This window comes from Tropicimonas marinistellae (assembly GCF_001509585.1).
GTDB lineage: Bacteria > Pseudomonadota > Alphaproteobacteria > Rhodobacterales > Rhodobacteraceae > Tropicimonas > Tropicimonas marinistellae.
On sequence record NZ_LNCI01000008.1, the window covers coordinates 104609 to 122879 of the forward strand.

At 64.8% G+C, this 18271-nt stretch carries 15 protein-coding genes; 3 read left to right on the forward strand and 12 right to left on the reverse strand.

Features of this window, described 5'->3' with window-relative positions:
- Positions 1-63 precede the first annotated feature (63 nt).
- Complete coding sequence (locus tag ARC39_RS17570; RefSeq protein ID WP_068116149.1) at positions 64-675, forward strand: Smr/MutS family protein; 612 nt, start codon at positions 64-66, stop codon at positions 673-675.
- Here the strand turns inward: ARC39_RS17570 and ARC39_RS17575 are convergent.
- From ARC39_RS17575 to hslU, 3 genes are read right to left on the reverse strand one after another with little or no spacing between them, the layout of a single operon-like run.
- Positions 637-1875 (reverse strand): MFS transporter, encoded by a 1239-nt coding sequence (locus tag ARC39_RS17575; protein ID WP_068116150.1) that lies wholly within the window; start codon positions 1873-1875, stop codon positions 637-639. The two genes, ARC39_RS17570 and ARC39_RS17575, sit on opposite strands and share 39 nt — an antisense overlap.
- Positions 1876-1879: 4 nt before the next feature.
- Complete coding sequence (locus ARC39_RS17580; RefSeq protein ID WP_068116151.1) at positions 1880-3001, reverse strand: alpha/beta hydrolase; 1122 nt, start codon at positions 2999-3001, stop codon at positions 1880-1882.
- Positions 3002-3057: 56 nt separating this feature from the next.
- Positions 3058-4365, reverse strand: coding sequence for an ATP-dependent protease ATPase subunit HslU (hslU, locus tag ARC39_RS17585; protein WP_068116152.1), 1308 nt, complete (start codon positions 4363-4365; stop codon positions 3058-3060).
- A gap of 165 nt (positions 4366-4530) precedes the next feature.
- Here hslU and ARC39_RS17590 point away from each other — a divergent pair, with 165 nt between their 5' ends.
- Both ARC39_RS17590 and ARC39_RS17595 read left to right on the forward strand, forming a co-directional pair.
- Entirely contained in the window at positions 4531-5313 is a 783-nt protein-coding gene (locus ARC39_RS17590; protein WP_149866474.1) for a glycoside hydrolase family 25 protein, read from the forward strand.
- Positions 5314-5358: 45 nt separating this feature from the next.
- Positions 5359-6474, forward strand: a complete 1116-nt coding sequence (locus ARC39_RS17595; RefSeq protein ID WP_068116153.1) for a THUMP domain-containing class I SAM-dependent RNA methyltransferase — start codon at positions 5359-5361, stop codon at positions 6472-6474.
- Here ARC39_RS17595 and ARC39_RS17600 read toward each other — a convergent pair.
- The 9 genes from ARC39_RS17600 to tsaE all read right to left on the reverse strand — a co-directional run bounded on the left by ARC39_RS17600 (position 6471) and on the right by tsaE (position 18237).
- Positions 6471-7802 carry a TrkH family potassium uptake protein gene (locus tag ARC39_RS17600; protein ID WP_201455772.1) on the reverse strand — a complete coding sequence of 444 codons (1332 nt, stop codon included), beginning with the start codon at positions 7800-7802 and terminating at the stop codon, positions 6471-6473. The two genes, ARC39_RS17595 and ARC39_RS17600, sit on opposite strands and share 4 nt — an antisense overlap.
- 1 nt (position 7803) lies before the next feature.
- Positions 7804-8466, reverse strand: a complete 663-nt coding sequence (locus tag ARC39_RS17605; RefSeq protein WP_068116154.1) for a potassium channel family protein — start codon at positions 8464-8466, stop codon at positions 7804-7806.
- An 82-nt stretch (positions 8467-8548) separates the two neighbouring features.
- A complete protein-coding gene (gene hslV / locus ARC39_RS17610; protein ID WP_068116155.1) occupies positions 8549-9106 on the reverse strand; it encodes an ATP-dependent protease subunit HslV in 558 nt (185 codons plus the stop codon).
- Positions 9107-9267: 161 nt separating this feature from the next.
- Positions 9268-9588: a thioredoxin gene (gene trxA, locus ARC39_RS17615; RefSeq protein WP_068116156.1), complete on the reverse strand. Its 321-nt coding sequence runs from the start codon at positions 9586-9588 to the stop codon at positions 9268-9270.
- A gap of 59 nt (positions 9589-9647) precedes the next feature.
- Entirely contained in the window at positions 9648-13046 is a 3399-nt protein-coding gene (gene addA / locus ARC39_RS17620) for a double-strand break repair helicase AddA (RefSeq protein WP_068116157.1), read from the reverse strand.
- Positions 13043-16033, reverse strand: a complete 2991-nt coding sequence (addB, locus tag ARC39_RS17625) for a double-strand break repair protein AddB (protein ID WP_068116158.1) — start codon at positions 16031-16033, stop codon at positions 13043-13045. Before addB ends, addA begins: the two co-directional genes overlap by 4 nt.
- A complete protein-coding gene (locus ARC39_RS17630; protein ID WP_068116159.1) occupies positions 16026-16724 on the reverse strand; it encodes a nucleotidyltransferase family protein in 699 nt (232 codons plus the stop codon). Before ARC39_RS17630 ends, addB begins: the two co-directional genes overlap by 8 nt.
- Complete coding sequence (locus ARC39_RS17635) at positions 16700-17725, reverse strand: aminoglycoside phosphotransferase family protein (protein WP_068116160.1); 1026 nt, start codon at positions 17723-17725, stop codon at positions 16700-16702. The genes ARC39_RS17630 and ARC39_RS17635 overlap by 25 nt, the downstream gene beginning before the upstream one ends.
- The gene (tsaE, locus tag ARC39_RS17640; RefSeq protein ID WP_068116161.1) at positions 17722-18237 is read right to left on the reverse strand and encodes a tRNA (adenosine(37)-N6)-threonylcarbamoyltransferase complex ATPase subunit type 1 TsaE; all 516 of its coding nucleotides are present in this window, start codon (positions 18235-18237) and stop codon (positions 17722-17724) included. The genes ARC39_RS17635 and tsaE overlap by 4 nt, the downstream gene beginning before the upstream one ends.
- Positions 18238-18271: the final 34 nt, after the last annotated feature.

Sequence of the window (18271 nt, forward strand, 5' to 3'; positions counted from 1 at the left end):
CCGCTGCGCCTCCGGGCCATTTCGCCGGTCGTGCTCTCGTGTTTCTACGGGAGTGATTGCGCAATGTCTCGCAAACGCCAACCCCGCCGGCTTAGCAACGACGATCTCGCCATCTGGCGCCGGGTAACCGGCACCGCCAATCCGCTGCATCCCGCCACAAAGACCCACACACGCGAAGAACCGCAAGAGCAACGACCCGCGCCCGCCTCGGAAGCGGTTTCCGACCCCGTTCCACGGTTTCGGATCGGGCAGCATGTCAGCTACGATCATTCGAAAGGCCACAACCTGACGCCGACTCTGGAGGCGCGTCTGGCTACGCAGCCTGTCCGCATGGATCGCAAGACGTTTGGGAAGATGAAGCGTGGCAAGCTTCGTCCCGAACGCAAGATCGACTTGCATGGGATGACCTTGGCACAGGCCCATCCGGCGCTCAGCCGCTTCCTCATTTCCGCCCATGCTGACGGGTGCCGTTTGGTACTCGTGGTGACGGGAAAGGGCAGCAGGAATCATGATGACGGCGGTCCGATTCCGATGCCGCGGGGTGTTCTGCGCAACCAGGTGCCGCAGTGGCTCCGCATGGCTCCGCTCGCTTCCCTTGTTCTGCAAGTTTCAGATGCGCACCAGAGCCACGGCGGGTCAGGCGCGTATTACGTCTACCTCTCCCGTCGGCGCTAACCGTCGTGCGCCCTGCCGCAATGCTACCGCTGCGAGCACCGTCGCGGCGAGGCAGTAGATCGCGATGAATTTCATCTGGCTGTCAAACTCGAAACCGGCATCGATGGCCAAGCCAGTCACCACCGGCCCGACGGCGCTTCCGAATACCAGAACGGCAGATGCCATGGCTTTGATCGAGCCCAAGTGCCGCGTGCCGTAGAACTCCGCCCAGAAGGCATTCGGTAGCGTCGAGTTTGCGCCCGACGTCATTCCCACCGCGGCCATCCCCAAGGCAATCCCGGTGGCACCGCCCGCCCCGGCGAGCACGAGAAAGCCCACTGAGATCGGCAGCAGCAAGAACGGCAGCAATCGCGCAGTGCCCAACCAATCCAATGCGATGCCACTGACGACCATCGTCGCGACGGCACAAGCGGTGTAGACCGGAAACATGGCCACGAGCGTCAAATGGCTGATCTGTTTGATCTCCGCCAGGTGAACCTGATGGAAAAACAACGCGGTAACGAATGTCGCGGGCGCCAGCATCAGCGGCAGCACGCACCAGAAGACGCCGTTCCGCAGCACCGACCTGCGATCCCACTGGCGCCCGTCCATGCCGACTGCCGAACTCGCCTCGATATCCGCCTGTGGTGTGCGTTCGTGGCGCAACAGGGAAAGGAGCAGCGGAACTACCATCAGGATAAGCAGCGCCGCCAGACCCCAAAGGCTCCGCCATGAAAAAACACCGAGCAGTGCCACGAAGCCGATCGGTGCAAGGGATTCACCCAGGGTAACGCCCAGCGTGGCAACCGACAGCGCCTTGCCGCGGCTCGCGACGAACCAGCGGCCCATGGCAACGATGGCAATGTGGATTGTCATCCCCTGCCCGGCCAATCTCAGTGCGAAGATGACCACCGGCAGCGCCCAGGCACCGGGAACCGCCGCCATGGCAAGGCAGGCCGCGGCGAAAAACGGTAGCACCACCAGTACCAACTCCCGCACGCGGAAGCGGTCGGTCAGGGTACCGGCCCAGACCATGACGATCGCCGAGGCCAGCGTTCCGGCCGAGTAGATCGCACCCCATGCGCCGTGGCTCAGGCCAAATGCGGCGCGAATCTCCCCGGCGAAGATCGAGATAAAGAACGTCTGCCCAAAACTGGACGTGAGTGTGAGAAAAAAGCCTGCTGCAAGCCACGTCGCGTTCTGGCGAAGAAATCCCAGCATCCGGTCAGTTCACCGTTTCCGAAATCGCTGTGACGGGTTCCATGATGATTTCTGTCGCGTTCTGCACTGTGAGGACGGTACCGGAAATCAAACCGGCACGCCCTGAATCGGCAGCCTGAAAGGCATCGTTCATCGATTCGACATTCTGCATGATGCTGAGGAACGTCGGAGACGTCACGACACCCATGTGGGAATTGTCGACATCCACGAGTTGCGTTGCATTCACCACTGTCACGTTCAGGTCAGACACGGGATCCGCCGTCGGGATATTGCCCAGCCGCGAGGTCTGGCCGGTAAGCCGTGCCGACAGCTTCAACGCGCGGTCGCGCGATGACGTGGTTATCACGAACCGTTCGGGCAGCGTGCCGACATCCGCAACCTGGGCGCGGAAAACATCCACGTCTATGTCGGGGGACATCAGCGCGATGCCGCCAATCCTGTCCCAGACCGGGCCTTTGCCTTCGAGAGCCATTTGCCGAAGGGTCTCCATAGTCAATTGCGACCCCATCGAATGTGCCACGAGGATTATCGTCGTTGCGCCCGCGCGCGTGATTTCTTCCAGGAGGTTCTTGAGCCCGTCCCGCGCGAAAAGTGCGCTGTCCCGGTCGTAGGCATACCGCAGCGGATGGCCACGCGACGGCCAGGAATAGCTCACGGGAACGGCGGTGAACCCGATATCGTTGGCCATTTGTGCCGTGCGAAAGACGCTGTCGCCGAAAGTGTTGTTGAAACCGTGAATGAAGACGACGACCTCGCCTTGTGCCTCGGGCGTCGAGCGAAGACGGTCTGCCAGCGCGTGGCGGAAACTCTGGTGGTTGGCATAATGATCGATGCGGGTCACGGCGAATTCCCGGGCCGGGTCGCGCCCGCCGCGCGCGATTTCCACCAGTCCGGGTTCGTGGGAAAGCGGAACGGAGACGTCGAACCGTGCAAAACTCAATTCACCGCGTTCAGACGGGTGAAAGAGGCCGTCCGGTGTTTTCGCGCGCGTCGTACCCGCCAGTATTTCGATTCTTTCGCCGTCGTCGCTCCGGGCCGCGACGGGCGTAATATCCGCTCGCGGCGTACAGGCCGCGAAGGTCACGCCACAAAGCGCGGCAACGCACAGTGATCTTCGACGATTCATACCGCCTGCCTAGCCCAGCGGCGTGGCGTGATCCATGCTATTCGCGACGGCCGGCGCTACAGAACGTACCGGCTCAGATCGGCTGAACGCGCAAGTTCGCCAAGGTTTTCCTCGACGAAGGCAGTATCGACCGAAACGGTTTGTCCCATACGGTCGGGTGCCGCGAAGCTCAGCTCCTCGAAGACCCGTTCCATCACCGTGTACAGCCGTCGCGCACCGATATTCTCGACGGACTCGTTTACCTCGGCCGCGATCCGCGCCAGGGCCGCGATCCCGTCGTCGGTGAAGCTCACCGTCACCTCTTCCGTCTGCATCAGCGCCGTGTACTGCCGGGTCAGCGCATTGTCGGTTTCGGTCAGGATGCGCACGAAATCGGCCTCGGTCAGCGCGCGCAACTCCACCCGGATCGGCAACCGGCCCTGCAATTCGGGCAAAAGGTCCGACGGTTTTGCAATGTGGAACGCCCCGGACGCGATGAACAGGATGTGGTCGGTCTTCACCGGCCCGTGCTTGGTACTCACTGTGGTACCTTCGATGAGCGGCAGCAGGTCCCGCTGCACGCCCTCTCGGCTGACGTCGCCGCCGCGTGCTTCCTGACGGGCACAGACCTTGTCGATCTCATCGATGAAGACGATGCCGTTCTCCTGCACCGATTCCAGCGCGACCTTGGTCACGGTTTCGTCGTCGAGGAGTTTGTCCGCTTCTTCCGAGATCAACACCTCGTAGCTGTCGGCCACGGTCAGCCGCCGTTTCACCGTGCGCCCGCCGAACGCTTTGCCGAAGATTGATCCGAGGTCCATCGCGCCCATATTGGCGCCTGGCTGGCCCGGAATCTCGAACATCGGCATCGATGGGCCGGATTCAGCGACCTCCAATTCGATCACCGTGTCATCCAACTCGCCGCGCTTCAGCTTGCCCCGGAACATCTCCCGTGTCTGCTCACGGGCGTCGGTCCCTGCAATTGCCTCCAGCACGCGATCCTCGGCGTTCTGGTGCGCTTTTGCCTTCACCTCGTCGCGCATGAACTCGCGGGTCTGCTGGATTGCCGCGTCCACCAGATCGCGAATGATCTGTTCGACATCGCGTCCGACGTACCCCACTTCGGTGAACTTCGTCGCCTCAACCTTGATGAAAGGCGCGCGTGCCAGCTTCGCCAGCCGCCGCGAAATCTCCGTCTTGCCGACGCCAGTGGGGCCGATCATCAGGATGTTTTTCGGGTACACTTCCTCGCGCAGATCGTCCGAAAGCTGTTTGCGCCGCCAGCGATTGCGCAGCGCGACCGCCACCGCCCGCTTGGCGTCTTTCTGTCCGATGATGAAACGATCGAGCTCGCTCACGATCTCACGGGGGGTCAGGTCGGTCATGTCCTCTGCCTTCTCTTGTCCGGGCCTAGGTAATCATGTCCGGCGCAGACGCAAGCCCGCACGCTTGCAACCTGCCTATTTGGACTCTTGCCCGAACGGCTCATGCTGGGGCTAACTGGGACAAGGCAGCTCGAACAACAATTAACAACAGGCAGGGTTTCAGCCATGCGAATGTCCCTCGCTCCAGCCCTTCTCACCTTATTCCTCGCGGCTTGCTCCGGAGGTGGCGACGTTGGGACGACCGCGGCGGCCGTCCGTCCGGTCGGGGTCGCATTCCCGCATTTCGACGACCGCGATCCGCACGACTGGCAAGCCCGACATCCGAAATCCTATCCGGTCCATGGCATCGATGTCTCCCGGTGGCAGGGTGCGATCGACTGGCACCAAGCCCACGCGTCCGGCGTCTCCTTTGCCTTCATAAAGGCGACCGAGGGCGTGGAGGAACTCGACCCGATGTTCGACAACCATTGGCGCGGGGCGAAATCGGCCGGCGTGCCTCGCGCGGCCTACCATTATTTCTACTTCTGTGCCCCCGCAGACGAACAGGCGCGCTGGTTCATCCGGAACGTCCCGCGCGCCCAATCCAGTCTGCCCCACGTGCTCGACATGGAATGGAACCATCGTTCGCCAACCTGCCGAAAGCGCCCCGACGGCGCGACTGTGCGCGCCGAGGCGCGGCGCTTCCTTGACATACTCGAGGCCCATTACGGCAGGCGCCCCATCCTTTACACCACGGTTGATTTCTGGCGCGACACGGATATCGGCCGCCTGCCCGGCACAACTTTCTGGCTACGCTCCGTCGCTGACCACCCGCGCGAGACCTATCCCGGCGCGCGCTGGACGTTCTGGCAATACACGGGCACGGGCGACGTGCCGGGCGTCGATGGCCCCGTCGATATCAACGTCTTTGCAGGCTCCCGATCCGCCTGGCAAACCTGGGCGAGGTGACGCCGCACCGTTGCCCTCGCTCGCCGCAGCCGCCATAGAAGCGCAATGAGCGGCCAACATGATCTCGAAATATTCCTCGTCGCTGTGCCCGGCCTGGAGCAGTTCCTGTGCGCCGAAGCGCAGGAATGCGGATTTGCGGGCGCCAGGGCCGTTCCGGGCGGCGTCGAATGCCGCGGCCCATGGGCCGAGGTCTGGCGCGCCAATCTGGTGTTGCGCGGCGCGACACGCGTGCTCGCGCGGATCGGCGCCTTCCGCGCGTTTCACCTCGCACAACTCGACAAGCGGGCGCGCAAGTTTCCCTGGGCGGAGACGCTGCGCCCGGACGTTCCCGTCCGGGTGGAGGTCACCTGCAAACGGTCGAAAATCTATCATCAGGGCGCGGCGGCGCAGCGGATCGAACGCGCGATCGCCGAGACACTCGGCGCGCCGCTGGCAGAGGATGCGCCGGTACAGGTCAAGGTACGGATCGACGACAACCTCTGCACGTTCTCCGTGGATACGTCGGGCGAGTCCCTGCACAAGCGGGGACACAAGGAGGCTGTCGGCAAGGCACCGATGCGGGAAACCATGGCCGCACTTCTGTTGCGTGCCAGTGCGTACCGCGGGACCGAACCGGTGCTGGACCCGATGTGCGGCTCCGGCACCTTCGTCATCGAGGCGGCCGAAATGGCCGCCGGTCTGTTGCCGGGCCGCGACCGGAGCTTTGCATTCGAGCAGCTGGCGACCTTCGAAGCCGACACGTGGAAGGAGATGCGCGCTGAGAAAACGGCAAAGGCGCCGGCGCTCCGTTTCTACGGATCCGACAGGGATGCCGGTGCGGTGCGTATGAGTCAGGCGAACGCGGCGCGCGCCGGTGTCACGGAATTCACCCAGTTCGACACCCGCCCGGCCGGCGATCTGGTTCGCCCAGACGGTCCGCCCGGTCTTGTGATCGTCAATCCGCCCTACGGTGCCCGTGTCGGCAACCGCAAGCCGCTCTTTGCGCTCCACGACAGCCTTGGGCGCGTGTTGCAAGAGCGGTTTTCCGGCTGGCGCGTCGGTATCGTGACCTCGGACACCGGTCTGGCGAAGTCGACCGGCCTGCCCTTCCTGCCGCCGGGTCCACCGATCGCGCATGGGGGCCTGAAGGTGCGCCTCTTCCGGACGGACCCCCTGCCCTAGCCAAGATACACGCGACCTTCGGGGAACTTCACCCGCGACGCGCGCCGGGTTGCCAGAAGATACCCGAGCGTTAGCGGGCCGACCCTGCCCATGAACATCAGGAATATGATGATGGTCCGGCCAAGTGCGTCCAACTCGCTCGTTGCTCCCCGGCTCAACCCGACCGTCCCGAAGGCGGATGCAATCTCGAAGGCCAGGTCCAGAAAATCTCCGTCGTGGGAGATAGACACCAGAAAGAGCCCCGTCAGCATGGTCAGCATGGCGATTGTCGTCAGCGCCATGACCTTCATGACCTGTTCCTGCCCAATACGCCGCCCAAAGGCCCGCGGCGCCCGCTGTTTGAAGAAGGCGGCAGTCGCCAGCAGCGCGACCATCAGCGTCGTCACCTTGATCCCCCCGGAGGTGGAGGCACTGCCGCCGCCCACGAGCATAAGCGCGATCATTACGAGACAGGTGCTGTCATGCAGATGCGCCAGATCCACGGTGTTGAACCCCGCGGTGCGCGTTGTGACCGATTGAAACCAACTCGCCGTCAGTTTCGCGCCCACGGTGTCCAGCGTGCCGAGCGTGCCGGGATTGGTCCATTCCAGCAGCGCGAAGGTGATCATGCCGTAGACCGTCAAGCCCGCGGTTCCGACCAGCATCAATTTCGAGTGCAGGGTCAGGAGTCGCCAGCGTCTTTTCTCCAGAATGTCGCCGATCACCACGAAACCGAGGCCGCCGGTGATGAAGAGCGCGGGAATCGCCAGGTTGATGACCGGGTCAGCTACCCATTCCGAGAGTGAATCCGATCTCAGGCCGAAGCCCGCGTTGTTGAACGCGGATACGGAGTGAAAAAGTGCGTACCAAAGGCCCTGCCCCGCTCCCATTTCCGGCACGAAGACCAGTGCGAGCACGGCGACGCCAATCGCTTCGACCACGAGCGAGATTCGCAACACCGAGCCGACGAGATCCATGATGTCATGCGTCGTGCTCTGGCTCAGGTCCTCGCGCAGCACATGCCGCGACGGCGTGTTGATCTGCAAGCCAAGCGAAGACAGCACCAGCACCGCAAAGGTCATCAGCCCGACGCCGCCGATCTGGATCAGGGTCAGCAACACGGCCTGCCCGAAGAAACTCAGGTCCGAACCGGTATCCACAACCGCGAGCCCGGTGACGGTGACCGCTGAGGTCGCTGTGAAGAAGGCGTCCGCGACGGAAATCGGCCGAGTCGTACTGACTGGGAGGGACAACAGCGCCGTGCCGGTCAGGATCAGGGCCAGGTACAAACCGGCCAGCAGAACCGGAGGCGCAGGAAGCCTGGACCCGCGGAAGCGCCGATGCGCCATGTCAGAGGCTCGCCGCGAAATCGCGAAGGTCGTTGCGCCGGCCGAGCAGCATGAGCTTGTCCTCGACCTTCAGTTCTGGATCCTCTGCTTCCGCTCCGGCGAAATCGGTGCCGCGCATAACACCGAGTGTCCGCAGCTCAAAACGCGGGCCGAGCTCGAGTTCCGACAAACGCTTACCCGCAAGTTGTTCAGGTACGAGGAAGTTGACGACGTGAAACCCGTTTCCAAGGCTCAGGTAATTCCGCATCCGCGGGTTGTGCAGCACCTGCGCCACGTGCAGACCGACTTCTTCCTCTGGCAGGATGACCCGTTCCGCGCCAAGTTTGCTGAGGATGCGATGATGCGTGCGGTTGATCGCCTTGGCCCAGATGGTTTTCGCACCCACCATCTTTGCGTTGATGGTGGCCAGGACATTGGCTTCGAGATCCTCGCCGATGGCAATCAGCGCCACGTCGCAATCGCCGACTCCGGCTTCGCGCAACGCTGCCTCGTCCCGCGCGTCGGCGATAACGGCAAAGGAAATCAGGTCCGCCACCGTCGAAACGGCGCGTTCGCTGCAGTCGATCCCGGTGACGTAATTCCCGAAGCGGGCCAGTTCCTTGGCGACTGTGGAGCCGAACGTGCCGAGACCGATTATCGCGAATGTTCGGGGCGCGTCAGCCATGGAAAACCTCTCAGCGGAGCAATGGGCCCACTATTGCGGATTTCCGATCCGATTCAAGCGACCGGCGGCAAATGCCGATACGTCAGCCGGAGATGCGCTCCACCGTGAGATTGCCGTTGGTATACACGCAGATGTCCGCCGCGATGGCCATTGCCTTCCGCGCCACCTCTTCGGCGCCGAGATCGCTCTCGATCATCCCGCGCGCGGCGGCCAGCGCGTAATTTCCCCCGGAGCCGATGGCGGCGATCCCGTGTTCGGGCTCCAGCACATCCCCTGCCCCGGTGATGATCAGAAGCTCCTTGCCGTCGGTGACGATCAGCATCGCTTCCAGCTTCTGGAGGTACTTGTCGGTCCGCCAGTCCTTGGCCAGTTCCACCGCCGCGCGCGCCAGTTGGCCCGGCGTCGCCTCCAGCTTCGTCTCCAGCCGCTCCAGCAGCGTGAAGGCGTCGGCGGTCGACCCCGCGAAGCCGCAGACCACGTCATGACCGCCGGGGCTCAGCCGCCGCACCTTCCGAGCGGTTCCCTTTATCACCGTCTGGCCCAGGCTCACCTGCCCGTCGCCAGCGACGACCACCTCGTCGCCCTTCCGCACCCCGATGATCGTCGTCCCGTGCCAGCCGGGAAAATCGCTGTCGGCCATATCCGTCTCCGTCTTGGTCCGGCCCTATATGGGCGCCACGCGCGGCAGCCACAACCGGGCAAGGAAAAAGGGCGCCGAAGCGCCCCTCACCGGTGGTCTCGTCGTGTGTCGCTGAATTCCGGTCACTCGACACGGTCGAAATGGCCGGCAATCCGGTCAGATCAAATCGACTCGTCGATCCAGGCCTTGAGCGCGGCCTTCGGTGCGGCGCCGATCTTGTTGGACACCACCTGGCCGTCCTTGAACAGGAACAGCGCCGGGATGCCGCGCACGCCCAGGGCCGCTGGCGAGTTGGGGTTCTCGTCGACATTCACCTTGGCGATCTTGATCTTGTCGCCGTACTCGGTCGCCAGCTCTTCCAGGGCCGGGCCGATCTGTTTACAGGGGCCACACCATTCGGCCCAGAAATCCACCACGACGGGGACTTCGGAGTTCTTTACGTCAGCATCGAAGCTGTCGTCGGTCACTGGGACGGTTGCCATCTGAATTCTCCTGGGCATCACGCGTTGGAGGCGGAAAGTAAGGAGCCGTCCCGGGAGCGTCAAGGCAATGCCGCTTTGCTCACCGCGTCGTGCACAAGCGTGCCGGGCAGGTAGGTCAGGCGCGGGACCCGCGTCCACAAGATCGCCGTTCGGACCTCTCTGTCCGGAAAAATCTGTTTCAAAGCAGCGGTATAGGCCCCCATTTGCCGAAGGAGTCCGTCCGGCGTCTGCCCCGCCTCCGCAGGTACGATGAGGTTCGTCTTGAAATCGACAGCAAGCACGTCGGACTCGCGAACGATAAGCCTGTCGATGGTGCCGTGAATGCGGCGGCCGCCCAATTCGGTGAGGTTCGCAGAGACCGGTACCTCGGCGAGCGTTCCCGGCGCGAACAGAAACGCAAGTTCCGGCGCCTCCAGCACCGAAAGCGCTTCGGCAAGGAGGTTTTCGCGCTCGCCGTTCGACACCTCTGTGCCAAGCAATCGTGCGGCCAGGTCCCGCTGCGTCTCGGGCGAATGGCCGGCAAGGTGTTCCAGCAACAGGTGAATTTGCGTGCCGCGAAGCTTCGCGGCTTCTGCGCCCAACCCAACAACACCTTCCGGTTCGCCGGGCATGACCTTCGCGCCACCGAGCTCGGACGGCGAGACCGTGGCTCCGGCACGGGCCGGGGCCTCCACCGGTTCGGTCAACCAACCGGGCGGCGAGACCGCATCCGGTGCGTCCGTCGGCGATGGTGCAGGCCGGCTGCCGCCAGCCCAATGCGTCGATTCCAACCGCAGCCCCGGACCGCCGTCGAATGCATGCTCCGCAGCCCCCATGGAGCGCAACCCGGCATCGACCTGTTCGTACCAACTGTCCCCAGCGTTCCCGAGGTCGCCTGCCGCAGCCACGATCAGCCATTGCTCCGCCCGCGTCATTGCCACGTAGAGCAGCCTTTGCGCTTCCTCCAGCTGACGTCCGATTGCCTGCTGCTTCAGTTCCGACAGGCGTTCCGGGCTCTCTGCCTGTGGCATCGACCACAGCGGCGCGCCCTCGCCATTGCGCAGCAGGCGTCCCTTAAACTCCCGTGGAGTCTTGCGAAATCCGGTGTCGGGCAAGATCACGATGGGCGATTCCAACCCCTTTGCGCCATGCACCGTCATCACCCGGATCTTGCTTCCGCGCCCTTCGGCCCGGCGCTTTACCTTGACCTCTGCCCCTTCCATGTGCGCCACGAATCCGGTCAACGACAGCGGCCCGGATTGCTCTAGGTCCAGCGCCTGGGCAAGCAGGGAATCGATCCCGTCGGAGGCCTCCTCGCCCAGCCGCGCCACCAGTTTCCGGCGTCCGTCGTGACGAATGAGCAGCCGCTCGATCAGGTCGTAGGGTCGCAGGTAGTCCGCCTGATCGCGCAGGTCGCGCAGCACGGCGTGGGTCTCGGCAAACTCCTCTTGCCGCCGCCGCAGCGCCTGCCACAGGTATTCCTGCGGCCCCCGCTCGGTTGCGAGGTCATAGAGCGCGGCCTCCGACCAGCCAAAGAGCGGCGAGCGCAGAGCGGCGGCCAGCGAAAGGTCGTCCTCCGGCGTGTCGAGAAAGGCCAGCGTCGCGCGGATGTCCCGCACCGCCAATTCCTCGCCGAGTTTCAGCACATCGGCTCCGGCCACCTCCAGCCCCTCACTCTTGCAAGAGCGGATGATCTCGTGGAAGAGCGGCCCGCGGCTCTGCACCAGGATCAGCACATCGCCTTCGGTAACGGGGCGTTCGCGAAAACCGCCCGCGATTTCCTCCCACAGAAAGCCGCTCCCGACCATGTCCCGCACCTGCCGGGCGACGCGTCGCGCCAGGCGGACGGTATGATGCGCCTCGCTGACCTGATCCACCGGGTCGTACCAAAGGCGGTCGTCGTCCTCGGTGTCGCGTTTTTCCTCCAGCGGCCAGAGGTCCACGCGTCCGGGCATGGTGCTCTTGAAGGCGATATGGCTCACCGCATCGCCCATCCCGCGCAGGTCCCCTGTACCGAATGTGAAATCCACCGCGCCGAGGATTTCCCCGGAAGACCGGAAAGAGTATTTCAATTCAAGCTGTTGAAGGCTCAGTCCAATGGTCGAAAGTCGCTCTGAGAAGGCTTCGCGCATGCGGGTGAACCCGCTCGGATCCGCGCCCTGGAACGAATAGATGGATTGCTTCAGGTCGCCCACGACGAAGATGGACCGTTCGCCCACCTCCGCGCTGCCCGTCCCGGCCGTGAACTCCCGCGTTAGATGTTCAATGACCTGCCATTGCAGCGGGCTGGTGTCCTGCGCCTCGTCCACAAGGATGTGATCGATCCCGCCGTCGAGCTTGTAGAGCACCCAGTCGGCCACGCCGGGCTGCGCCAGCAGCGCTTCGGCTCGCTCGATCTGGTCGTCGAAATCGAGCCAGCCGCCCGCCTCCTTCCGCCGGGCATATTCCGGCAGGAACGCCGCCGCAAAACGGTGCAGGGCGAGGGTCCGGCGCGTGGCTTCCAGTGCCAGCAGGCGCTGGCGGGTTCCCGCGAGCGCCTCGGCTATACCGTCGAAGTCATCGGCCAGCGGCCCGAGCGCCTCCCGTGCCTTCTTGGTCAGCGCGCTCGGCTTGGGCAGGCCCCGGTTGGCTCCGGACGCATAGAGACAGACTTTCGCGAGCGCCTCGAAGGCGGCTAGGTCAATTCCGGACTCACAGGTCTTCCGGAGTAAATCCTCCAATGTAATCATCGTCTTGGATAATCCGCGCAGCCCATCGGCTATGTGCTCAAGGGTGCCGGTATCGATCGTTGACGCGAGATCAGCGATCGCTTCCGCATTGTCGTAGCCGGGCGGAAGGTCGTGGAAGGCAAGTACCGCGTCCCGATCCGGAGTGTTTGGAAAAAGTCTCCGGTTAGATGAAATCTCGGCCGCAAGCCCGGTCAGGTCGGCGTCTCCGATCAGCGCCGCAACCTCGGCGAAGATGCCGGGCTCCGACAGCGCGACCGCATCCAGCGCCTCGGTCTGCAACTCCGCCGTGGCGCGCTCGTCCAACTCGGTGAAGGCAGGGTTGACACCGGCCTCCAGCGGGAAACGTCTCAGGATGCCGGCACAGAAGGAGTGGATCGTCTGGATCTTCAACCCGCCCGGGGTTTCGATGGCCCGCGCAAAGAGCCGCCGCGCCTTGGAGAGTGTCTCGGTATCGAGCGCGGGGTCGACGCCCAGCCGTGAGAGCGCGTTCCGCAGATCCGCATCCTCCCGCATCGCCCAGTCGCCCAGACGCTGGAACAGCCGGTTCTGCATCTCGGAGGCCGCCGCCTTGGTGTAGGTGAGACAGAGAATGTTCTGCGGCGGCACATCGTTGAGCAACAGCCGCGCCACGCGGTCCGTCAGCACCCGCGTCTTGCCCGAGCCGGCGTTCGCCGAAAGCCAGGTGGAGGCGCGCGGGTCCGCCGCCGTGATCTGCCGTTGGGTGGCATCGTCGAAGGCGGGTCGGTTCATGAAGCATTTTCCTTCGCCGGTCCGACCGTTTCGGGGGTTGGAGCATCGGTGAGGTCCCATTCGCCAAACCGTGCGAGATGGTCGAAATCCCCTGCGAAACTGGTGAGTTGCGCCGCCCGGATCGCGGTGTAGCCTTGCTGGCGCTTGCTGTAACGGCCGATCAGCCCGTGCAACCCTTCCCAGGTTACATCCGGCAAGCGGCCGGTATCATCCTCCATTGGCAGCATTCGGTCACCGCCGGCGGCGCCGAGCCCGATGTAGCCGAGGCCGTCGAGAACCTGCTTGCCCAAACCGGCGAAACCGTCGCGCTCCAGCATTGCGCCTTCCAGCGGTAGCTGCTTCTCGAAATGCTTCACTTCGGAGTCGCTCGGCGGTTTGCCCGATTTGTAGTCGTAGATCACGAACCGCCCGTCGTTCAGCCGATCGATCCGGTCCGGCCGTGCCGTGAGGCGGAAGTCGAGTCCCGCAAGGTCAACGCGGCCCCAATCCTCGATCAGGACCGGCGTGCCCGCGTCCAGCCGTGCAATCTCGCCGGCGACAATCCGGTCGGCCACGCTCATCAGCCGCGCGTGCCAGAGTGACTGCATGGAGGGCAGGGGGGTCGCCTCGCCGAGTACCTCCCACGCGATGTCCGACAATCGGGTGAGTGCAACCTCCATGTTGCCGTGCCACTCGGCCCGCGCCGCCAGAAACTCCTCCATGACACGATGCAGCGCCGTACCCCGAAGGCGGGCATCGGGGCTGGGCGCAACGGGGTCAAGCGGGCGTAGCCGCAGGATATGCCGCGCATAGATCGCATATGGGTCGCGGATAAGCTGAGTGATCCGGGTAACAGCCAGTTCACGCGGCCGCGCGGAAACAGGCGGGCGCGGCGAGGGGCGCGGGGCAGGGGGCACGCGCGCCTCCGGCCGGTCGAGATCGGCGGCGAGAGACAGCCAGCACTGCCCGCGCCCGCGCATCTCCGCCAACGCGGCCTTGCTTTCGGCGCCGATCCCGTCGAGCAGGTTGACCAGCCGGTTGAGCCAGCGCGAGGGCACGGTCTCCGCCTCCTCATTGCGCAGGGCGCGGCTCAGCACGACCTCCCGCGCCGCTGCGGCCATCTGGAAGTCATGCGCCGCCAGCCCGATCCGCCTGTCCGGCAGCAAAAGCCCCGCGGCCTCCCGCATCTGGCGGTTCAGCCAGGTGTCTGGGCCGGGCAGGTCCGGCCACGTTCCGTCGTTGAGCCCTGCGAGGATGGTCAAATCGGCGCTTTGAACCCGCGCTTCCAGCGTACCCCAGATCATTACGCCAGGATGGGGGCGGTTCGGGTCCTGCACCGGCACCGCACCGAGGTGGCTGCTCAGAATACTGGCGTAGTCGCGTGCCGCGAGCGCCCCGCCGCGTGCACCGGCGCCGGCAAGCTCCTCCATCGCTGCCCGCGCCGCCTCACCGGCCCGGCCGGACCAGAGCCGCCCGGCGCCGTCGCTCTCGCCTTCGCGCCCTCCTGGTCCCATGGCCAGCGCCTCGGCCAGCGCCAGATGCTCGGCGATATGGCTCCCGAGGTCGTTGGCCGTGCCGTGCGCGATACTGTCGAGCAGGTGCGCGAGCCATTCCGCCCAGCCTCGGCGGCCGTCATCAACGCGGGTCTTGGCCGCCCAGGCCAGGAAATCCGCGCCGCCGGGCCGTGCGGTCGCGTGGCGGCGAAGGTACAACTCCAACTCTCGCGTCCAGCGCAAATGCGGGCCGCGTACCCCATCCGCGGAAGACGTGATCGGGTGTTTGAGGAGCGCCAGCAGGGCGGGCAGGTCAGGGGGCGAAATCCGCAACTCGTTTGCTTGTCGCAGGAACCGGCCCGGTGCCGACTGGTGCAGCGGTTCACCGGCGCTATCATCCGGCTCGATTCCCCACCGCTGCAACGCGGCGGCCACACGTCGCGTCAGCACCCGGTCCGGCGTGATCAGCGCGGCTGTCTGACCGTCGGCCACCGCCTGCCGCAGGCGCAAGGCGACAGCGGCGGCTTCCATGCGCTGGCTTGGGGCCTCGATCAGTGTCGCGCCGGATGTCGCTTCGGCAACGCCGGTCAATGCGCGGCCTTCCCGGCGCCATTGGTCTGTGACGGGTGCGGGGCGAAGCGCGAGGGAAATCAGCCGGTTACGCTCAGGGGCAGGGGCTGGCATATCAGACCATTCTGCAATCTGTGCGGGGGTCAGCCCAAGGGCGCGCATCATCGGCCGGAACCGGTATTGCGGGTGGTCTTCGCCCTGCATTGCCCCGTCGAGCGTGGACCAGACGTGGTGTGGCTGTTGGAAATCGTATCCGGGCAGAACCACGTATCCATGTGGAAGGCGCGCAACCGCCTCGATCAACATGCGAGACGGGCCGCGCGATCCCGTGGAACCGGCGATCACCACCGGATCCGCCGGCGGGTCGGTTTCCCAATGGCGTGTGAGCGTTTCAACCACCTGGCGCAAACGCGCCTCGGGGCCTGCGAGCCATTGCGGGTCCTTGCCGAAATGATCGAAAGCCGCTTCCACGATTGCGCGCCCCTGGCGCCAATGCTCGGCAAAGGCACCGACATCGAGCGCGGCCAGCGCTTCCACACCGACACCCTGTCCGTGCATCTCGTCGAGAAGATCGGCCAGTGTCTCGGCAAGGCCAAATGCGGCGGCGCGCGGGGCGAGGTCTGGAGACCGCTCAATCAGCGCAAGGATCAGCTCTGCCAGGTCCAGCCTGAGGTGCAGTTTTGGCAGGGCTGGCGGCACGTCTTCGAAGCCGGGATCCTGACCGAGATCACCGATGGTCCGCAGATGTGGCAGCAGGCGCGGCGGACCGGCGTCCAGCACCTCCCGAATCCGCCGCCGCATCCGTCCGCTGTTGGCGAAGATTGTCACGCGTGCCCAGGCGGTGGGATCTTCCGGCGGCAGGCGCCGCGCCAGACCGTCGACGAGTGCCTCGGCATACGGCACGCCAGGGGCGAGGCCGAAGAGGCGCGCCGCCGATTCAGGCATTGGCGGCCTCGGCCAGCATGGTTTCGGCTGTGGCAATCCCCTCCGGCGTGCCGACGTCGCACCACCCACCCGGATGCATGACGCCGAAGAGCCGGCCGCGCGCCATCAACCTGTCCCAGAGGACGTTGAGCGAAAAAGCAGCGTCGGGGATGGCCGCAAGTCCATCGGTTCGAAGGATCTGGGCTCCGGGGTAAACCGCACCGGGGCCGCGGCGCAGACGCCCCGCCTCGTCGCAGTGAAAGTCGCCTTTTCCTGCATGGCCGCGTGCCCGCTCCATTGGAACGAGGAGCAGCAGCCCGTCCATCGCTTCCGGGCGCCAGGCGGCGCGCAGTGTCTCCAGCGGGTTCGGGCCGGTCCAGATTGCGTCGGTATTGAGAGTGAAGACGGGGCCGTCGCCGAGCATCGGCAGAGCCTGCCGCAATCCACCGCCAGTTTCCAGGATCCGGGGCGTCTCATGCGAGACCCTGACTTCGGGGCGATCCGCCAAATGCGCTGCGACCTGGTCGGCGTGGTAGTGTGTATTGACCACACACCGCGACACGCGGGCGCGGTCAACAATATCCAGTGCATGGTCGAGTAGCGGTCGCCCGGCCACGGGAAGAAGCGGCTTCGGCGTGTGCCGGGTCAACGTGCCCATGCGCGTGCCGAACCCGGCGGCAAAGAGCATCACGGCGTCGGGTATGTCGCGCATAGGCGGCGGATCCTTTCGAGGCGGTCGCGGGTGGGCTCCGGCAGCGTGTCGGCAAGGAAGTCCGAAAGCCGTGTGAGCGACGGATGGGCGAGGTCCCCCTGCAGCAGGCGCCAGACGCGGGGAATGAACGCCACGTAATGCGGCTTTCCGTACTGCATCGACAGCCGTGCGAATATGCCGAGGATGCGGAGATTGCGTTGCGCCCCCAGGACGGCGCACGCCGTGCGGAAGGCAGCGGTGTCACAGCCGGCGCGCTCAATATAGTGGGCGATCATTGCGGCGCGGATGTCCGGAGGGACATCGCGCCGGGCATCCTCCAGAAGTGAAATGAGGTCATAGGCACGTGGGCCGGCGAAGGCGTCCTGAAAATCCAAAAGTCCGACGCGCGCCGGACCCGTCCGTTCGGGCAGCCAGATGAGGTTTTCTGCGTGAAAGTCCCGAAGAGCCAAGACGGGCGTTTCCGCCGCCAGACCGACCAGCGCGTCCCGGACGATTTCCTTGCAGAGCTCGACCTCTTCCTGCGTGGCGTCGCGTCCGCAACCGGTTGCGTACCAAAGAAGAGCGAGATCGGTGGCTTCGGCCATCTGCTCTGGACCCAGGGGCGGCAGCCCTTCAGGTGCCGGGTGCCGGTGCAGCTCCAGCAAGAGATCCGTGGCGGCGAGATAAAGCGTGGACTCCTGTGTTGGATCATCGTCCATCAGGCGCGCAAAAAGTGCATCCCCAAGGTCTTCGAGCAAGAGGTAGCCGGCCGTTTGGTCCGCCGCGAGCACCTCGGGCGCGGACAGGCCCAGCGCGGACAGGTGTTTGGCAATCCGAAGAAATGGAGCGGTGTCATTGCCCAGGTCGGGCGGCGCATCCATGAGCACGACGGAGTCACCGGAACCGGTCCGGGTGAGGCGTTCGTATCGCCGGCTAGAGGCATCGTCGACAAGCGGCACCGACGAGGCGCAGCTCCAGCCGGTCGAATCCAGCAGTTCCTGTCTGGCTTGAGCGCGCGTCACGACGGGTTCCCAAGCTGTGTCAACTGGCGCTCAAGAGCGATCCAACGCGGATCGGTCGCCCGGATCGACACACGTCGGCCGACTGTTTCGGGACTCAAGTCAAGTGAGACCGTCAGCGCGGCAGCAGGAGCGTCTTGACCAAGTCTGTCGGGCCACTCGACAAGGCAAATCTCCGTCTCGAAGGCGGAGTCGAGACCGAGTTCGAAAACGTCCTCTGCGCCATTCAGTCGATAAAGATCGGCGTGCCAGACCTCCACGTCGCCAAGGTCATAGACCTGCACGAGTGTGTAGGTAGGTGAGGGGACGTCTTCCCTGGGCAGATCACGACGCTGCTGGAGCGATTGAATGATCGCGCGGGCGAGATGGCTCTTACCGGCACCGATCTGTCCGGACAGAAGCAACGTGTCGCCCGGCCGCAGCACGCCGGCCAACGCGACGCCGAGCGCGTCTGTCTGTTTCGGCCCCGGGAGGGTCAGATCGAGATCAAGAGCAATGTCTGTGTCGGAACGCATGCGCGCAGAGTAGCGGCAAGCGATCTCCCCGCAA